General features: G+C 59.4%; 13 protein-coding genes. 9 read left to right on the top strand and 4 right to left on the bottom strand.

The genetic code is table 11. From position 1 onward, the window contains the following. Positions 1 to 71: 71 nt before the first annotated feature. Complete coding sequence (gene tilS, locus R3C19_05680) at positions 72 to 1058, bottom strand: tRNA lysidine(34) synthetase TilS (protein MEZ6059833.1); 987 nt, start codon at positions 1056 to 1058, stop codon at positions 72 to 74. A gap of 753 nt (positions 1059 to 1811) precedes the next feature. Here tilS and rny point away from each other — a divergent pair. From rny to R3C19_05700, 4 genes are all read left to right on the top strand, one after another. Continuing rightward, the gene (rny, locus tag R3C19_05685; GenBank protein MEZ6059834.1) at positions 1812 to 3353 is read left to right on the top strand and encodes a ribonuclease Y; all 1542 of its coding nucleotides are present in this window, start codon (positions 1812 to 1814) and stop codon (positions 3351 to 3353) included. 12 nt (positions 3354 to 3365) lie between these two features. Beyond that, complete coding sequence (locus R3C19_05690) at positions 3366 to 4397, top strand: SLC13 family permease (GenBank protein ID MEZ6059835.1); 1032 nt, start codon at positions 3366 to 3368, stop codon at positions 4395 to 4397. Next, positions 4366 to 5169 carry a hypothetical protein gene (locus R3C19_05695; protein MEZ6059836.1) on the top strand — a complete coding sequence of 268 codons (804 nt, stop codon included), beginning with the start codon at positions 4366 to 4368 and terminating at the stop codon, positions 5167 to 5169. The genes R3C19_05690 and R3C19_05695 overlap by 32 nt, the downstream gene beginning before the upstream one ends. A gap of 240 nt (positions 5170 to 5409) precedes the next feature. After that, entirely contained in the window at positions 5410 to 9384 is a 3975-nt protein-coding gene (locus tag R3C19_05700) for a hypothetical protein (GenBank protein ID MEZ6059837.1), read from the top strand. Positions 9385 to 9397: 13 nt separating this feature from the next. Here R3C19_05700 and R3C19_05705 read toward each other — a convergent pair whose 3' ends face one another. Further along, positions 9398 to 10588, bottom strand: a complete 1191-nt coding sequence (locus R3C19_05705; GenBank protein ID MEZ6059838.1) for a hypothetical protein — start codon at positions 10586 to 10588, stop codon at positions 9398 to 9400. A gap of 260 nt (positions 10589 to 10848) precedes the next feature. Between R3C19_05705 and R3C19_05710 the strand changes: the two genes are divergently transcribed. The 3 genes from R3C19_05710 (at position 10849) to R3C19_05720 (ending at position 14794) form a co-directional block, all read left to right on the top strand. Continuing rightward, on the top strand, positions 10849 to 12525 hold the full coding sequence (locus R3C19_05710; GenBank protein ID MEZ6059839.1) for a DUF1549 domain-containing protein: 1677 nt from the start codon (positions 10849 to 10851) through the stop codon (positions 12523 to 12525). 2 nt (positions 12526 to 12527) lie between these two features. Continuing rightward, complete coding sequence (locus tag R3C19_05715) at positions 12528 to 13826, top strand: DUF1501 domain-containing protein (GenBank protein ID MEZ6059840.1); 1299 nt, start codon at positions 12528 to 12530, stop codon at positions 13824 to 13826. A gap of 104 nt (positions 13827 to 13930) precedes the next feature. Beyond that, entirely contained in the window at positions 13931 to 14794 is an 864-nt protein-coding gene (locus R3C19_05720) for a prephenate dehydrogenase/arogenate dehydrogenase family protein (protein ID MEZ6059841.1), read from the top strand. Here R3C19_05720 and R3C19_05725 read toward each other — a convergent pair. Then, positions 14773 to 15138 (bottom strand): hypothetical protein, encoded by a 366-nt coding sequence (locus R3C19_05725; GenBank protein MEZ6059842.1) that lies wholly within the window; start codon positions 15136 to 15138, stop codon positions 14773 to 14775. The genes R3C19_05720 and R3C19_05725 overlap by 22 nt on opposite strands. A gap of 268 nt (positions 15139 to 15406) precedes the next feature. Here R3C19_05725 and R3C19_05730 point away from each other — a divergent pair, with 268 nt between their 5' ends. Beyond that, on the top strand, positions 15407 to 15727 hold the full coding sequence (locus R3C19_05730; GenBank protein ID MEZ6059843.1) for a hypothetical protein: 321 nt from the start codon (positions 15407 to 15409) through the stop codon (positions 15725 to 15727). Positions 15728 to 15996: 269 nt separating this feature from the next. Then, entirely contained in the window at positions 15997 to 16821 is an 825-nt protein-coding gene (locus R3C19_05735) for a purine-nucleoside phosphorylase (GenBank protein MEZ6059844.1), read from the top strand. A 578-nt stretch (positions 16822 to 17399) separates the two neighbouring features. Here R3C19_05735 and R3C19_05740 read toward each other — a convergent pair. Then, positions 17400 to 18671 carry a hypothetical protein gene (locus R3C19_05740; protein ID MEZ6059845.1) on the bottom strand — a complete coding sequence of 424 codons (1272 nt, stop codon included), beginning with the start codon at positions 18669 to 18671 and terminating at the stop codon, positions 17400 to 17402. Positions 18672 to 18903 lie beyond the last annotated feature (232 nt).

An 18903-nucleotide genomic window follows, 5' to 3' on the forward strand; every position in this document is an offset into this window, starting at 1 on the left:
CGTTTCCTGAAGAAGCCATAGGAGTGCCCTCGATTTCGATGGCACTCCTTTTTTTTGCGAATCGAATGCAGTCAAGTCCGCTGTTTCAGCAGCCGGACCACGTCGTCCGAACTCTCGAAGCGGATTCCGGCGGGAAGATCGCGAGTGCCGCCGCTGCTGCTTTCAATGGACTCCGCCAGCGATTGCCAGTGCGAACGCGTCATTTTTTGCCGTGGCCAGTTCATGCGCTGCCACAGAATCGTCAGTGTGTGGCAAATGACGGGCGCCGGCCATGACGTCAGCACGCTGCGACTGAGCCGAACGGCGTCCGGCTGCTGATCGAGCGTCGCGTCGGCGAGAATTCCGTCCGCCAGAGCATCCAGGCATTCGAGTATCTGCTCACTTTGCGACGCCAGCGACACCAGGTTCTTCGCGACCTGCGGATTGAACTCTTCGGCCAGCATCGGCAGCAGACGTTCGCGAATTCGGTTGCGTGTGAATGCAGCGTCGGCGTTTGTCTGATCCGTGCGGTAACCGAGTCGTCGGGCGTTTAGATACGCAAGAATTTCCGCGCGGTTGATTCGAAGCATCGGTCGAATCAGAGTCACACCATCGGCCAGAGGACGGCGGTACTGCATGCCGCTCAGTCCCCGCAATCCGGTGCCGCGAAGGATGTGGTGCAGAACAGTCTCGGCCTGATCGTCCGCGTGATGTGCGGTGACGACCACGTCGCATTTTCGCTGGCCGGAGATTTGGGCGAAGAAATCGTACCGGGCGTTGCGGGCCGCTTCTTCCACGGTCGTTGCGGATTCGTCCGCGAGCCTGCCGGCATCAACGGTGTGTCGTTCGAATGGCAGGTGATGTTTCTCCGCGAGTGCCGCGACAAACGCTGCGTCGCCGTCGGATTCAACGCCGCGCAGTCCGTGATTGACGTGAGCAACCATCAGCCGCGGCGGTGAGACGACATCGCCCAGTTCCAAAATTCCGTGCAGCAGAGCGACACTGTCCGCTCCGCCGGACACGGCCACAATGGCGCGGCTGTGCGTGTCGACACCGCAGTGTTTGAAACCGCTTCGCAACTGAGCGGCGAAATCGTCGGATGGATGGTCCAGGAGTGTGTCTGCCCGTTATGTGCAGCGAAGTCAGGAAAAGACGACAGCTGATTTGGTCAGGAACAGGATGCATCACCGTTGCCGATCGACAGTCGATTCACCGGCCGTGAGGCTCCATTCCGCAGAAGGATGGACAGATGATCGCTGGTTCTCGCTGTCCGGTTGAACCTGACAGCGGCTTTGGTAGCATCTGCCCGTTGCCATCCGGCGGCTGTGGCTGCCAAAGTGGCTGGATGAAAGATCAGGTCTTCGGATCCTGCCGTAAACCATAAGGCGCAGAATACCCGATCGCGGTGTTCCGTTTGAGTTTGCGACCAAGTTCCTCAATCGCTTCCCTGCTGTACGTGATGTTTTCTTTCCTGCTGACCCTGTCTTTGCTGACCCTGCTGCTCGCCTGCTTCAGTCGCCGTCTTGTTCTGTCACTCCGGGCTGTGGTTCCGGTTGGCAGTCACTCGTGCGGAGAACGACTGATTTCGACAGACGAACCGTGCGGTCGTTCGTTGATTGTCAGGGCCATGCTGACTCATCCCCATGCGCCACCGTCAGTGCAGACGGCGCGCGCTCCGTACTCAGCGCGGCGATCGATTTGGTTCGCTTTCTCGGCCATCGTATCGCGTCGTCAGTTTTCTGTCGGCGACCACTGCGGTTCTATTGCTGCGATGTGAGTTTACTGTTGCCAACGACTGGCCGGCAGGAGCCGTCTTTTTACAGGACGCTTCAATGGAGCCGTACATCGCCGGGATTGTAACCGGCGTCGTCGGACTGGCTCTGGGATTCTTTCTCGATCGCTTTTTGAAGGGAAGCGCCTACAAGAGCCGGGACGAGATTCTGCAGCAGGCCGAACGCGACGCGGAGAATTTTCGCAGAGACCAGGAGATTTCGCTCAAGGAAGAATTGCTCAGACGACGTGAACAACTGGATCAGAAGCTTGACGAACTGAAGGAGGGAGTCCGGCAGCAGGAACGCGAAGTTGACAAGCGTGAAGCGCGTCTGAAGGAACAGCACAGCGATATTCGCAAGAAGGAGCAGATGCTGCAGACCACGCAGGTCAAGCTCACCGAACGCGCCAAGGCCATGGAGGCTCGTGAGAAGGAACTGAATCGCCTGCTGCAGGAAGAGCAGGAGCAGTTGTACAAGATCAGCGGACTCAGCCGCGATCAGGCTCGCGAACAATTGCTTACGCGGGTCGAACGAGAACTTGCTGACGACGTCGGCGGTCTGATCATGAAGCACGAAGCCGAAGTGAAGGCGGAATGCGATCGCCAGGCCCGCGAAATCATCGGCATGGCCGTGCAGCGGTACGCCTCCGCGCACGTTTCGGAAACCACGGTCTCGACCGTCGACATTCCCAGTGACGACATGAAGGGCCGGATCATCGGCCGCGAAGGCCGTAACATTCGCGCGTTCGAAAAGGCGACCGGCGTCGACGTCATCGTGGACGATACTCCGGGGGTCGTCATCATCTCCGCGTTTGACAATGTCCGCCGGGAGATCGGCAAACTGGCGCTCGCCAAGCTGATTCAGGACGGACGCATCCATCCCTCCCGCATCGAAGAAATCGTCGCGGAGACTCAGAAGGAGATGGAAGAGCACATTCGACGGCTGGGAATGGAAGCCTGTGAAGAAGCCGGCATTCGCGGCCTTCACGCGAAGATCGTCGACCTGATGGGACGGCTGCACTTCCGCGTCAGCTACAGCCAGAACGTTCGACAGCACAGCATCGAAGTTGCCTATCTGACGGGAATGCTGGCCGAACAGCTCGGGCTGGACGGTACGCTTGCCCGCCGCTGCGGATTTCTGCACGACATCGGAAAAGCGGCCGATCACGAAATGGAAGGCGGACATCCCGCAGTCGGCGCGGAACTGCTGAAGCGGTACAACGAATGTGAAGAGGTCGTTCACGCCGCTGCCGGTCACCATGATGACATTCGCCCGGACCACATCTACACGGTGCTGGTCGCCGCTGCCGACGCGATCTCCGCTGCCCGACCGGGCGCACGCCGCGAGACTCTGGAAAAGTACGTGCGACGGCTGGAGGAACTGGAAGCCCTGGCCTGCGGGTTCCCCGGTGTGGAACAGGCGTTTGCCGTTCAGGCGGGACGGGAAATTCGCGTCATTCTGGATTCCGGACGAGTCAACGATCGCCAGGCAAGAAAAATGAGCCGGGACATCGCGGACGCCATCGAGCAGTCACTGACCTATCCCGGAGAAATCAAAGTCACTGTTCTGCGCGAAACCAGAACGGTGGAATACGCGAAATAGAAAGCTCTTCGAATGCTGGACCCACTTCTGATTCTGACGATCGGCATCGCCGTTGTTCTGGGAATGATCATCTTCCTGCGGATCAACGCCTTCATTGCGCTGATTTCGGCGGCCATTGTCGTCAGCCTGCTTGCTCCCGGTGCGGTTGAAGACAAAATCAAACGCGTTGCTGACGCGTTCGGAAGTTTGGCCGGCTCCATCGGAATCGTGATCGCTCTGGCGGCGGTCATTGGCCAGTGCATGATGGACAGTGGTGCCGCGGACCGGATCGTGCGGGCGTTTCTGCGGGCTCTGGGCGAAAAACGAGCCTCCTTCGCGCTGATGGGAAGTGGCTTCGTCCTAGCCGTGCCCGTGTTCTTCGACACGGTGTTCTATCTGCTGGTGCCGCTGGCTCGATCTTTGTTTCGCAAGACGAAGAAGAATTACGTGCTGTACATCCTTGCGATTTCGGCCGGAGGAGCGATTACGCACACGCTGGTGCCCCCGACTCCCGGACCGCTGATCATGGCCGCGACGCTGGGAATCGATATCGGTTGGATGATACTGATCGGGTCGATGGTGGCTCTGCCGGCTGCCTTTGCGGGCATCGTTGCCGCCAGCCTGCTGGACCGGCGATACAACATTCCCATGCGTCAGACGGGAACGCAGCCCGAACCGGAACCGCTCGAAGATTCCCAGCTTCCCACACTGTTTGTGTCCCTGCTGCCGATTTTGTTGCCCGTGCTGATGATTTCCTGCAACACGGTGATCACCACGATGGCGGATTCCGGCCGGCCGGGAATGCTGCGAACCACGGAAATCACCGACTGGGCGGCGCTTTCCGACGGGATCAACAATTCCACCGCCGGCAATTACATCGCCGATCAACTTCAGAAAGTCGGCGTCGAGTCCGTTCCGGCAGCTCCTTCGGAAGAACAGCAGGCGGAGATCGTGAAAGGGATGAATCGGCTGCTGGCAGATCGAAAACTTTTCGCCGGAGAAGTTTCAGGATGTTGCGATTCCCGAATGGAAGGTGGACGCCGTCCTGAAACCCGCCGACGGTGACGCATCGGCGGACGATGCCGACACCGCGGTGGCCCGACGTCTGAAGTCATTTTACATGCTGCATTCAGAACTTGGATCGCGAACCAAGCCCGTCGTAATCGAACGCATGAATCGACTGCTGCTGGAAGTGACATTTCCGACGGCGCTCACGCCTCACGTGTGGGATACGTCGCTGCGAAAGCTGAGTGAATGGACGTCACTGATCGGCGACGCGAACCTGGCACTGCTTCTGGCGACGGCGGCGGCAATTTTTGTGTACATGCAGCAGAGGAAACCGACTCTGGAACGGATGGCGCGATCGGTCGAGGATGCCCTGATGAGCGGTGGAGCCATCATTCTGATCACGGCCGCAGGGGGAGCATTCGGCGCGATGCTGGCGGTTGCTCAGATCGGACCCGCGATCGAAGGCATGTTCACGGTGGAATCCGGCTCCGGAGGGACCTTCTACCTGTTTCTCGGCTTCGGCATTGCAGCGCTGCTGAAGATTGCTCAGGGATCCAGCACGACGGCGATGATTGTCGTTTCCGGGATGCTGGCGCCGACGCTGGCCAGCGTCACGCTGCCCTACAACCCGGTCTACGTCGCCACCGCCATCGGAGCCGGGTCGCTGGTTGGGTCGTGGATGAACGACAGCGGATTCTGGGTTTTCGCCAAAATGAGCGGACTGACGGAAACCGAAGCGCTGAAGACGTGGACTCCGCTGCTTCTCGTGCTGGCAGCGGTTAGTATGGGCGTCACCGTTGTGATGTCGATGGTGCTGCCGCTGGCGTGAGTCCGTGATGCGACCCGCTGCCGGTCGCGATATGTCCGACATGCGACCGTCGCGGATCTGTTGTACGAATTGATCGACCGCAGAATTCACCAAACGACCTGCGACGTCAACGGACGCCGGATTGTCGACCTCAGTCAGAACGATTTCCGGCTTTGCGAAGCGGCTTCGTCTGCGAACAATGTTGCTGTTGATGATGTGTCACCTGCTCACCTGAAATCACGTATCCCCTGAGTCATTCGTATGTCGTCCGATGCCACGGATTCGGTTTTGCCTTCGACAGACTGCCTGCGAGATCTGCTGGGCTACCTGAATTTCTCGGACGGGACTCCCGGAACGCGGTTTCAGGCCTGCATGAATGAGCTGTTTCTTGCTCCCGACCCGCCCCGGGATGCGGAGCAGTTGCAGCAGACACTCTTGACCGCGCTGACAGAACTGGCTTCTGTGGGAGAAGCGGCATTTCAGGAATCCCAGCAGGCCCGGCAGGCCGTGGCCATTACACTCAATCGCGTGCTGCCAGCATACCGGGAACACCATCGGGATCTTCTGTTCCATCTGACGCCACACGACTTTGTTCAGCCGCTGCTGCTGGCGCGGATGTTCGAAGCCACGCTGGCAACCGCCGCCGCGAGCGTCTGGAGCGACACGGACGTGATTGTTGCCGGAGCCATCCAGCGACTGAATTTCTTCGTTGGATATCGCCCGGTGGCCGTTCTGGAAAACGACCGGCGTGCTGAAGTCTACGATCACGAACGCTTCTGTCCCGTGCCGCTGTACCTGCGGGACGTGGGAGCCGCCGCCGGTGAATACTGCACACTGGTCAGGGCCACGCTGGATTTCATTCGGGGGCTGCCCGAAGACCTGACCGTACCCGCGCATTTTCAACTGAACAATCTGGATGAACTGAGCCTTGATGTCCGGGCTCACGACCACCTTCATCCTGTCAACAAACGCACCAATTACATGTTTGGTGAATGGGATCCGGAAGACATCAGTACGCGCGGCTACTACCGTCGCTTTGTGCTTCGAAAGATCATTCTGGATTCACTGCTGAAATGGCTGCAGGACGGCGATCCGACGCAGTTCAGCGAGCGGCTGTACGACGCGTCAGCGGTGCTGGCGGGAACGATCCTGATGGCTTCGGCGATCAGCGGTTCCGGTCCGCAGACCTATGATTCGTCGATGTCGCTGACATCACTGCTGCCCGTGGTGGCTCGGCAGCGGGACAACTTCTACCAGACTCTGATGGACACCGCCACGGGCGCGCGGCGCAAGCGGCTGAAAGCTCAGGCGGAAGTCTCCCGGCAGCCGTTCGGGCATGTCCGGCATCAGTTGAACATGCACCTGTCACAGTACGGGGCTCGCCAGGTTCAGCATCGGCACCTGTCATCCATGTTTGCCGCGATGGGTTTCGAAAAGGCCGGCTGCGAAGAAGCTCACGTGATTCCCTGCGCTTCGGCGCGATTTGAATCGGAGCTGTTGTCGCGGCTGATGCTGGCGCGCAGAAACGTCAGGCTTGGAGAACTGTCGGCCGCGGCTGAATTGATTCATGACTGCATGGACCTGCTGCAGCGGGGAATTCGCTGCGGAGCCATCGTCGACCCGTGGAACATTCTGGGATTTCAGGGGATGTTTCCGCTGTTCTTCGCTCGCGAAGACGCCATCCCCGACAATCGCGTGGAAGTGCTGCTGGAACTGATGGAGCAGATCTTCGATGCCTGCTCGCTGGTCATCGCGGAATCCGCAGCCGTGGGCAACGTGGCCGTTCGGGAGGCCGTGCATAGCGACTTCGCAAAGCTGGCGACTCAATGGGATACGTACGCGACTACGACCGTCGGCGACCTGCCTGCCGTGAAAGGGGCGGAAAGTCTGAACGCCGCCGAACACGTTGCCGCCGCTCTGGCCGAGTGGAGAACCGCTGGTGAAGCGGCGGGCGACATTTCGTTCTGGCGGGAACACGTGGGGCGTTTCGAGTCCGCACGAAGTTTCTCGCAGGTCGTGGCCGCTCTGCTGGAACGTCGGGATTCCGTTGCCGCCATGGGACTGCTGATGCAGTGGCTCAGCGAGGCCGAGACATTCGGGCTGGAATCCGGCAAGCATTCCATTCACAACCTGCTGCACCGGCTGCTGCGGGCGATCACACACGCCGGCGACGATCGAGATCAGCAGTGGCAGAATCTGCGACGGCTGTTTGCCTTCCTGGAAGCCAACGCCGGAGTCTTCTGGCAGGTGCCATCACTGAATGAGTTTGTGGACCGGCACCGCAGATCCGCCTCGGAGAGCTCCGCAGAAGAAGCCGTCGATCTGGAGAACCTGTTCGAAGACGACGACGACGAATCGAACCTGTTCGACGCCGCGTATGACAACGTTGTCTTCCGAGACAGCGCCGACGATGGCAACCAGTCCGACACGATCGACGAAGGGTACGGTCCCGGAACAACGGAGTTCGAACTTATCTACCGTCAACTGGAACCGCGGCTGAAGTTTCTGCACACGCTGGGGTCGCTGTGGAGCACGACCGCCGTGGCTTTGTCGCGGAATCCCGATGTCAGCGTCAACGACGACGAGCGGCAACTGCACCTGCGCGAGTGGCTGAAGGCCATTCGGCGTTTCCTGAAGGATCTGTCAGAACTCGTTCGCGAAGTGCGCGATTACGAAATTGAGGTCTATTCATCTGACCTGGAAGCGAACATCGAGTACGACATTCAGATGCAGTCCCGGTTTCTGCTGATGCAGAATGCCATTTCCACAACCGTCGAATTTCTGATGGCCGAACGCATGCTGTGTGCGATTCTGAAAGACAGCGAAGAGTTGTCCGACAGCGGACGAGCGTTCGATCAGCGGCTGGTCATCATGCTGCGAGCCGTGCTCGGCAATGACACGGACACCGTTCAGAAGCACTTCAGGCAGTTTTGCAGCGCTCTTCGCAAACGACCGCTGTTGTACGTTCCGTTCGAACATGGCGGACAGCCGACGTCCATCCTGAAGGCTCGCACGCTGCAGGCCATTATTCGATTACTGCTGAGTCAGCTTCCGCGGCTGGGACTGCTGGAGGAGACGTTTCAACTGCTGCAGACAGCTTACCGCATGGAACGCAGCTCGCGTCCGCTGGGTCAGGCCGTCACCGAATTCGACCGGCTGTTCCGCATCGGGCTGGCCGGATCCGTCGATGCCATTCTGCACGCCGCCAGCCGCTGGAAGACGGACACGCAGAAGCAGCGAAAGAACGTGTATCGCCGAATCCAGCGACTGATGGACGCCTATCGTGAACTGTGGGGAACGCACAGCAGCTCCATGCGGCTGTCCGTTGTTGAAGAACTGCACGACGAAGACCGCGCGGCGGAGATCAGGAATTTCATCGAGACCTACGGCGAAGATCTGTTCCACACGCGAATGCTGACACTGGGAAATGCCAGAGCGATCGTTCACAGCGGCGCGGAGTCGCTGATCGAGGAACTTGAACAAAACGTCGCACGCTTCCAGCCCGTGAAACTGATCGATGACCTGGAAGCCGATCTGATCGATCGCGATGACGCGGCCGACATGATGGAATTCGTGTATGAGTCCGTCGTCGACAATTTCGACGTGTTTCTGGAGTACAACACCACCACTACGCACTCCGACTACGGAAATCGGCTGTACTGCCTTCTGGACTTTCTGCGGCTGGAATCTCTGTACGATCGATTCGACTGGAACAACGTCCCGTATCAGGTCGCGCACGAAACGATGGTTCGTTACGGTGCCGCGGAACTGGCGGCCGAAGTCGAAGCAGAACTTGCCGATTCCACTCGCGAACTGGCGGAGTCCCTGGTCGACGAATTGACCGAACTGGAAGCCGAATACGGCGTGCGTCTGCCGACTCTGCACGATCACATTTGCGAACGCATCATTGGCACACTGACGGTGAATCGAATGACCGCTCGCATCGGTCGCTGTTGCCCCGATCTGACGGATGTGTCCGCCGATGAAGCCGCGGAAAACTTCGCGACGCTTCGATCGGAAATCGCGGATTACATGGAAGACCGGCTGGGTTCCGGAATCGAACCGCCGGAATGGATGCAGCAGATCGCCCGCGAACTGGAACGTGTGCAGGACGAGAAATTCGGCCTGATCGCGGAATCGCTGCACGCCGGAGAATTCAAACGCATCACTCAGCGGGATCTCGACCAGCAGCTCGCGAATCTGCTGGACGAGGATGATTCGTCCGTGGGGTTCTAGGTTGCCACGGGCGTCAACCGCCAAGCAGCTTCCCAACCGGCACGGGCAGCAAGAACGCGTGGTTTTCGAAGATCGCGGCCCGGCCCACTTCACTGATCAGCGGCGTCGCGAACAACATGGCGGCGTAGATGGCCAGCAGCGGGATCATGACCAGCTTCGCGGTCCAGCGGATACCAAACCACGCATTGCCGGATTTGCGCTTTCCGGTGCCGTAGACCCATCCCATCAGAATGCGAGTGGGATATGTGAGCAGCACGAACAGCGGCGTCACCAGCCACATCGCGTCGTTGGCGGGCAGGCGGATCTTCGTGAAGTACAGCGGCAGAGCCAGAGCGTACAGCAGTGTTGTGGCGATCAGCCATCGCAGCGGAACGCGATTGATAACCTGACGCGCTGCGCGGACGTCAAAGATCGCCGAGAAACGACCGGTGACAGCCTGGTGAGCCTGCAGCAGCGGCAGCCAAGCGGCCACCGGAATCAGCAGGATTCCACCAATCAGCGTCGCCAGCAGCGCAGGCCCCGGATTCTGCTGAGGTGTCGTGGACGTGGCGAGCAGCGCGGTGGGAATGACCAGCCACAGGAATGCTCCCACAGCGCCGCGAACCGCCGTCTTGATGGTCTCCCACGGCTGGAAGATGTCCAGCAGCCGATTCGTCCAGACGTTCACGGACGCAGCGTAGTCGCCGTTTCGCAATCCTCGAACCAGTCGCTTCAGGTTTCGGATCGGCCGAAAGAAGCAGGAGAACGAACCTCCGTTGGCGATCGCGAGCAGAAGATGGAAGAACAGAATCGTCTGCAGAGTTCGCGTGATCGTCAGCAACCGGCCAGGGCTCAGCGGAGACCCATCAACAATGATTCCTCGCGCCGCGGACTGAACTGCAAGGATCTGAACCGGAATCAGGAAGATGGTGACGGCCAGCAGAATCATGCCGATTCGGGCGGACACAGCCAGCAGAGGAAATCCGGTTCGCAGCTGACCGGTGCGTCCCACGCGGGCTTCCGCTGTCAGCAGATAGCCCAGCGTCAGCAGGCTCAGGCCGGGAATCGCCGCGAGCACTGCCAGCAGTCCGACCAGAAAGACCAGCCCAACGATGACCTGAATCAGCCACACCAGGCTTCGCAGCGGTCGCCGGATGCCGGGAAATGGACCTGGCCCGATCGGCAGCCCCTCACGTTCACCGGAGGGAACCGCTTCTGTCGGCATGTGGCCGGGAACACCTGTGTCAGCAGTGTCCCGGATCTGTGATGGTTCTGCGTGCGCGGTGGACATCATCCGAACCATTCGGCAGGACGCGGACGGACTTGACTGAAGTTCCCCAATGGAAGCCTGCTGTGACGCGGCAAGATCTTATTGATTCGTCGGAAACCGGATAGAATTGGCCTGAAATTGCCAGGATATCGTCCGGCGAGCCGAAGTAGTCTTTGCGAGGCGACCTGGCAATCGCGCTGAAAGTGAGCAACCCGATGCGACTTCTTTCAATACTGGCCATGTTGGTTGTCACGGGCGTGTTGTATCTGATGGTCGTGCAGGCTGGCCACATCACCCCCGCGGCACAGGCTCCGGCACAGCTTGCTGAAGCAGACCGGATCGACCACTCCGTAGCGCGAATCAACGCCTGGTTTCGGCGGCACTGGGCGGACGAGGGCCTGCAGCCTGCGGAGCTCGCGGATGATCTGACCGTTTTTCGGCGGCTGTCTCTGGCGCTGCACGGGACCGTGCCGTCGCTGGAGGAAATCCGGACGTTCAGTGCTGATTCATCGAAGGATCGTGTCGAGCGGTGGCTGACGAAAATGCTCGAAGACAGCCGTTTCGGTGACTACTTCGCGGAGCGACTGGCTCGCACAATTGTCGGAACGCAGGGCGGCGCGTTTGTCGTTTACCGGCGAGACCGGCTGACAGACTGGCTGGGTGAGCAATTGCTCGCCGACCGTCCGTGGCCGGAGATCACTCGCGAACTGATTACGGCGGAAGGTCTCTGGACGGATCACCCGGCGTCGAATTTCATCACCTCGGCGCTGGTCGACGGTGAGGGGATCGATGAAAACAAGCTGGCCGGAAAAACGGTGCGAGCATTTCTCGGGCAGCGGATCGACTGTGCTCAATGCCACAATCACCCGTTTGATACCTGGCAACAGCAGGACTTTGAGGGCCTTGCGGCGTTTTTCGGCCAGGCTCGGGTCACGCCCGGCGGTGCGGTTGATCGCACTCGCGAAGACGAACAGCCCGTGGAATACGAAGTCATCGATCCAGGTTCAGAAGTCGGCCGGCTGGTCAAACCACGCGTTCCGTTCCATGACGATTGGCTGCCCACAACCGGAACCCGGCGCGAGCAGCTCGCCGGCTGGGTCGTCCATCCGGAAAATCGCAGGTTTGAACGTGCCATCGCAAACCGAATCTGGGGATTGATGTTCGGCCGGCCGTATCACGATCCGGTTGATGACCTGCCCCACCCGAAGGACGGCGAGGCCGATCCCGACCTGCTGGACATTCTCGGGGCCGAGTACCGAGCCAACGGTGAGAGCCTGCGTTTTCTGGTTCGGATGATCGGTGAATCGGATGCATTTCGCCTGCGATCCGATGCGGAAAACGTCGAGCAGGAAACGTACGACGCCATGTCCGATCACTGGGCCGTGTTTCCCGTCGTTCGGCTACGCCCCGAGCAGGTGATTGGTTCGATGTTCCAGGCGGCTCACGTCAGGACGATCGACCAGAATTCCAACCTGTTCGTGCGGTTCCGACGGTTGCTGAACGAGAACGATTTTCTGAAGGAATACGGAGATCTGGGTGAAGACGAGCTATTGCAGCAAACCGGCACAATTCCCCAGGCACTGCTGAGAATGAACGGAAAGTTTACACGGGAACTGACTCAAGCGGAGGCGTTTTCGGCAGCGGGGCAGATCGCTCAGTTTTCGCCCGATGACGAATCGCTGGTTACGAATTGCTTTCTGACATGCCTGACCCGGCTTCCGGCCGCTGATGAGCTGAGATACTTCGCCGGTCAGTTGGCGGAAGCTGCGAATCCGGACGGCGAAAACTCCGCGGATCATGCCGACGACCAGGCGGCTGCCTCCCGCGAAGAGACGATTCGTGACTTGTACTGGGTGCTTTTCAATTCACCGGAGTTTTCGTGGAATCACTAACCATGAGCGGTTCACCACATCAACACACTCGTCGCAGCGTCCTGCAATCAATGGCGGCGATGGGGCTCTCAGTGATGCTTCCCGGCATGAACGCGCGAGCCGCCGGTCTGCGCCGCAGTGAGCGTCCCAAGTCACTAATCACGCTGTGGATGTCGGGCGGCATGAGTCAGTTGGAATCCTGGGATCCTCACCCGCAGGCTCCCGGCGACGACCAGATCGCGCCGATCCGCACGACAGTCGACGGGCTGCAGATTTCGAATCTGCTTCCGCAAATGGCCGAACAGATGCACTTGACGACGCTGATCCGATCGTTGACATCACTGGAAGGCGATCACGAACGCGGGACGTTCTTCGTGAAAACGGGGTATCGGCTGGAACCTACGCTGCAGTATCCGGCTTTGGGAGCCATCGCTGCCCGCGAATTGCCCGATCACGGGGTTGAGATCCCCCAGCATGTGTCGCTGGGAGGCGAACAGTTCTGGCCGCTGGGCGGGTACCTTGGAAACGAATGGGATGCTTTCCGAGTCTTCGACCCGGGGCGACTGCAGGGAAATCTGCACTCCGGTGTTTCGGATTCACAGCAGCATCGCCGGCTGGAGGGTCTGAGTGTGCTGGGCCGCGCATTCGAACACGGCCGTCCGAAAGCGCTCGACAGGACGCTGCACAAGGACACCGTTGATCGCGCTTTGAAAATGATGTCGTCGGATCAGCTAGACGCGTTTCAAATCGACGACGAACCGGCCGCAGTCAGGCAAGCGTACGGCGACACACGCTTCGGCCGGGGTTGCCTCGTCGCGCGTCGTCTTGTGGAAACAGGTGTGCGGGCCATTGAAGTATGCCTCAACGGCTTTGACACTCACATTGACAACTACAAAGGCCAGAAGACCAATTGCGAAATCCTCGACCCGGCATTTGCGACGCTGCTGACGGAACTGCGTGAGCGAGACCTGCTGGCGTCGACGATCGTGCTCTGCATCAGCGAATTCGGCCGTACACCGCAGATCAATCCTGCGGGTGGTCGTGATCACTGGCCCAATTGGTTTTCCTGCGTCGTTGCCGGCGGAGGCTTTCGTGAAGGGCTGGTGCTGGGTCTGACGCCGGGAACCGTGCCCGCAGTCAGCGATATCAGGCCCGAGGATCCGATTACAATTCCGGAGCTTTACGCAACGATCCTGCATTCGATGGGAATCGACGGAAGCCTCGAATTCATCACACCGATCGGGAGGCCGATCCGGTATGCGTCGGCTGACCCTGTTGCGAGGCTGCTGACCGACGCCGCCGCGGCTGGAATTCGAACGTAGCGTGCGGGAACGCACGACCTGACAGGCCGTTGTGAGGCGTGGCTGTGGTTGTTCAGGTATGGCCCGAATTGCGACCGTGATGATGTCGGCCTATAGTTCCGGCCATGCAGGGACATGTGCCTCAACCGGAACGTCAGATCGTCATCAACGGAGTCGGCCTGATCGGTGGGTCAATTGCCGCAGCCGTCCGTCGGCGGTTCCCGGACACACGAATCGTGGGGATCGGCCGCTCCGAGACGCGACTGCAGGCGGCCGAAGATGCCGGATTGCTGGATGGGTGGTCGACGCGGCTGGACGCGTCTCACGTGCAGGACGGTGTTGTGATTATCTGCCTACCAGTCGACATGATTGTCGACGCAGTGCGGCAAACGGCGAGTCTTGCGTCGGGGCATGTGCTGATCACGGACGCCGGCAGCACCAAGGCCAGGATCTGTGATCGCGTGTCGCAGGATCCCGCTGCCGCGCGCCTGTTTGTGGGAGCCCATCCGATCGCCGGCAGCGACCGGGGAGGCTTTGAACATGCCCGGGAAGACCTCTTTGAAGGTCGCTCCTGCATCGTTACGGAGTCCTCCGCCGGCGCTGAAAGGGTTGAGCGAACTGAGCGATTCTGGAGGTCGCTCGGCTGCCGAGTAACCCGGATGACTGCACAGCAGCACGATCGAATCCTGGCGCGCACCAGCCACCTTCCTCACTTGTTAGCCAGTGTTGCCGCCGCCTGTGTCGCAGAGGATCAGTTGCCGTTTACCGGGTCCGGGTTTCGGGACACGACGCGCGTCGCAGCCGGTTCGCCGTCTTTATGGCAACAGATCCTGTGCTGCAATCGCGATGAAGTCCTGTCTTCAATTGGCGAGGCTGAATCTCAACTGAAGAAGCTTCGAGCGGCAATCCAGGACGGCGATTCCGACGTTCTGCAAAAGCTTCTGGACGACGCTGCGCGCCGCCGCAGTCAGCTTGACGAAGATTCCTGAGATTCATCGCGGATGCGGAATCTGTCGAATCCAAAGCGTTCCAGAGCTGTCGAAAGTCGCCGGTTGCGCTGCTGCGAACTTTCACCTCTTCCGATTCCCTCAACAATTGTCGCGGCCGCAATCGTCGCCACACGACAGACGGCCAGCGGAATTCGAAACGGAGCGAGGTCCGCGAACAGTTCATCCTCACTGCAGACCTCACCGTACTTTTCGCCGCAGTACGTAAGTTCCAGCCCGCGCAGGTCCGCACTCCACTGGTAGTCGAAGGGTCCGAATCGTCGTCCCCTGTTGCAGACCCAGAACGCGGTGCCGGACATCTGGATTTCGCTGGAAAACTTTGCCACAGTCGTGTCCTGCCTGCTCCGCCGCGCGATGGATCCGCGAAGCGCCGAAGATCGTATCAGCAAAGCTCAGGTTGTGGGAATCCGTTTCCTGAAGGCTGTCCACAACGGGCGGATTCCCGGCCCCGGACTTTCGAAAAGATTTCAGAGTTGTCGGCTGCCGTGAGGGGTTGACAAGCCCTTCGCGCTGTGGCTATCACTCGGCTGATCCGCCGATCTCAGAACTCGTTCAACTCAATAGAATTTTGCATACCTGACAGGGGCTGGAGTTATGTTGCTGGCATTTGCTTTGGAATCGTTCTTCCGATCAGATGCAGTCGTGGTGTCTCCCGGGGCAACGGTTCGACAGCGCCAATGCCTGTCGCCGGCTGTCCTGATGCAGGACGACGACGTTGATGCCGACGACTTCGACGACGACGAAGACGATCTGGATGACGACGAGGATCTGGATGATGAAGATCTCGACGATGACGATTTCGACGACGAAGACTTCGAGGACGAGGATGATGACGAAGACTTCGACGACGAAGATGACGACTTCGATGACGACGACGATCTGGACGAATTCGAAGAGGACGATGACGAGTTCTAACGATTCGCCTGCCTGCACAGTCTGACAATCTGATGCCGCCCGATCGTTTCTCTGGTAGACGTCTTTCCTCAGTTGAAGGACGTCTGTTTTCTTGCGCATTCCCGGCGGGTGGGCCGCGTGACGACCGGTGGTCGGCAGCTTCCGTCATCCGCGCAGCTCTGTGCCACTGCTTCCGCGGCCGGATTTCGAAGGTTCGTCGGGAAACTCTTTGCGGCATCGCTGTGGCTGTCGGGCCGCGATGCCGGCCTTCGGTCGTTGGGGACCATTGAATGAACGAAATTCGTCAGCAGGTACAGGAGGCGACAGACCGGGTCCGAACCGTCTGGTCGGGCAGGCCGGTCATTGGAATCGTACTCGGCACGGGACTCGGAGGACTGGCTGACCGAATCGACGCTGATATCCGGATCCCCTATTGCGAGATTCCGCATTTTCCGGACGCAACGGCACCCTCACATGCCGGTCACCTCGTATGCGGCTCGATGCACGGAGTGCCGCTCGTCGCGATGGAAGGCCGTTTTCACTACTACGAGGGCTACACGCTGCAACAGGTGACGTTTCCCGTGCGGCTGATGAAGGCACTGGGCGCGGAAATCCTGATCCTGACAAGTGCCGTGGGGGGCATGAACCCCGATTTTCGACTGTCCGATGTCGTCATCATCGAGGACCACATCAACCTGATGCCTGACAACCCGTTGCGCGGCGTCAATGATGATTCACTTGGTCCGCGGTTTCCCGATATGAGCGAGCCATACGATCACGAACTTATCAGCCTTGCGACTACGACCGCCGGGAACCTGGACATTGCCGTTCAAACAGGGACTCTCGTTGCCGTGCCGGGGCCAAACCTGGAAACGCGTGCCGAGTACCGAATGCTGCGGCTCATCGGAGCGGACGTTGTCGGAATGTCGACGGTTCCGGAAGTCATTGTCGCGAACCATGCGGGGCTGCGGGCGATCGCATTCTCAATCGTCACCGATATGTGCCTGCCGGAGCTGCTGGAGCCGGTGGCAATCGAGAAGATTCTGAAAGTTGCAGCCGAAGGCGGCGCCAGACTGGAACGACTCCTCAGTGAGTTGATCCGACGGCTGGGTTAGCAGCCCGTTGAAAGAATTGCCTGGAACTTTGGCGTCGGCACGCAAACTTGTTGAAATCGAGCCACCGAAAAGTTCCAGACGCCTGCTTCAATACAGCAACGTTTTTCAACAGACTGCCGGCCGGTTCATTGTCAGAAACCACCGCAAATCGTTTCCATCCGGGCCGTTGCTTTGAGCGAAGAGTTCCCGTGAACCAGCGTTTCCTGGTATGTCTGCAGTCGCGATTACGAGTCACAAAGACTGTCGGCGCCGGATGTCACAGTGGTGGGGAGATTTTCGCACTCTGTCTGGCCGTTGGAACAAGCCGGAATGATTCCAGCGAGTCATTCAGTCCGCGGCGACCCGGCCTCCGGCATCTGATTCTGCCGTGTGCCCCAGGAACACGCTGTGCGATGTTACACCGATCCGGTCGTCGCAGGCATTCCGTCGAGTCATGGTCCCGTCGAAACGGAGGCTGAAGAAACCAGGATACCGAAGTAGCGAACAGAAAAAGCCGAGGCAGTTCTCTGCCTCGGCTTTCAGTTTCCTGTTGCGGCGGTAGCAGGCCGCAGAGGAGGAGTACAATCTGTCAGACGCCGTTACGGTGACGCCGGAGTACGATCGTTGTTGTTGTCGGCGATCGCCGCAGCGATACCTGCAGCCGCTCCGATTCCGAGCAATGCGCCCAAGCCACCGCCGCCCCCAAATCCACCGCCACCGCCGGCAAATCCGCCACCGCCACCGGGAAATCCACCGCCGGGGAAGCCTCCGCCAACAAACGGAGCAGGACCGGTCGGAAATGGTCCACCGGGTCCACCAGGGCCTCCTGGAACCCCGGCACCCCCGTCTCCGCCATTCCCGGAGCCAACACCGATGCCAGCTCCTGCGGCACCGCCCTGTCCTTTGATGATGGCAGTTGAGGCACCTGCTGCGGCGATCTTCGTACTGGTCGGAATAAACTCACTGCTTCGCTCTAAATCGGCAAAGTTTCCGACAACATCGATGCCGGACGCGGCAATCCCGTCAGTCCCGGCAGCAACCATTGCATAGATGCCTGGCAACACATTGGGGATCGTGAATGACCCGTCACGATTTACGCGAGCGGAGCTACCTTCCACACCTTCACTGACCAAATGGACGCGAAGATCATTCACGGGAACAATCTGCAGCGAGACCGGGTCAATCAGGCGGACAACGCCGTCCAGTGATCCATTCGCATTCAGTTGAACCTGCTCATGAGCGTACGCGGTAGGCTGATCACTCGTAGCCAGCACCGGCTGAGAAACGGGAATCGCTGCCGTCTCATCAGACTGTTCATTGCTGGCACTCATGACTCCCAATGCTCGTCCCACAATCGCTTTCACAGCCGGTACGTCGACTGCAGGGACAAGCGTGGAGTTCAACTGGATGTCCTGAGAATTCAGGTCGAGCGACACCGGGATCAGCGGATCATTGGATTCGCGTTCGGCAAGAGCGTTGCCGGAAATGACGACGCCGTAAGTCAGCAGTCCCTGACTGCTGTTGGCCGTCAGGGTGTAGGCTCCGGTTCCAACTTCTCCCAGTGCGAACACACCTTCAGCGTCGGTGCTGGCCGTCACCATTCCTGTGCCATTTCCGGGTGCGATCGACACCGACACGCCACTGGCCGGCGACAAAACGCCACCATCCGAAATTGTTGAAATCCGGCCGGAAAGGCGTGCTGCCAGAGAAATCCCTGACAGATCCGTCGCGACTTCGGTTTCTTCCACCACTGTGGCAGACGCCGCTTCATTCTCGGCTGCAGCGCTCAGCGTGACATACATCGAGCCGACCGTCGTGGCACATGCCAGCGTCAGTGCGGCAAACCCCGGTACGAACTTCATGGTTTTCATTTTGCTACCTTCTGATTGACTTGCTGGGAGACCCGGCGAACCGGAAAACCATCTCATGGACCTGAATCCTGCCAAGGAGTGACTTTCCGCATCTGGTGGATTATTCTGCATCGACACAGGGCAATGCAAACGGAATCGGCAGAAATCGGCAAATCCGAAAAAATTACCGGTTCCCCCCATTCATCCGCATCATCCATTCGTTCCTCCGTTTTCGGGCCTCACCAGTTACTCG

The sequence above is a fragment of the Planctomycetaceae bacterium genome (genome assembly GCA_041398785.1).
Classification (GTDB): Bacteria; Planctomycetota; Planctomycetia; order Planctomycetales; family Planctomycetaceae; genus JAWKUA01.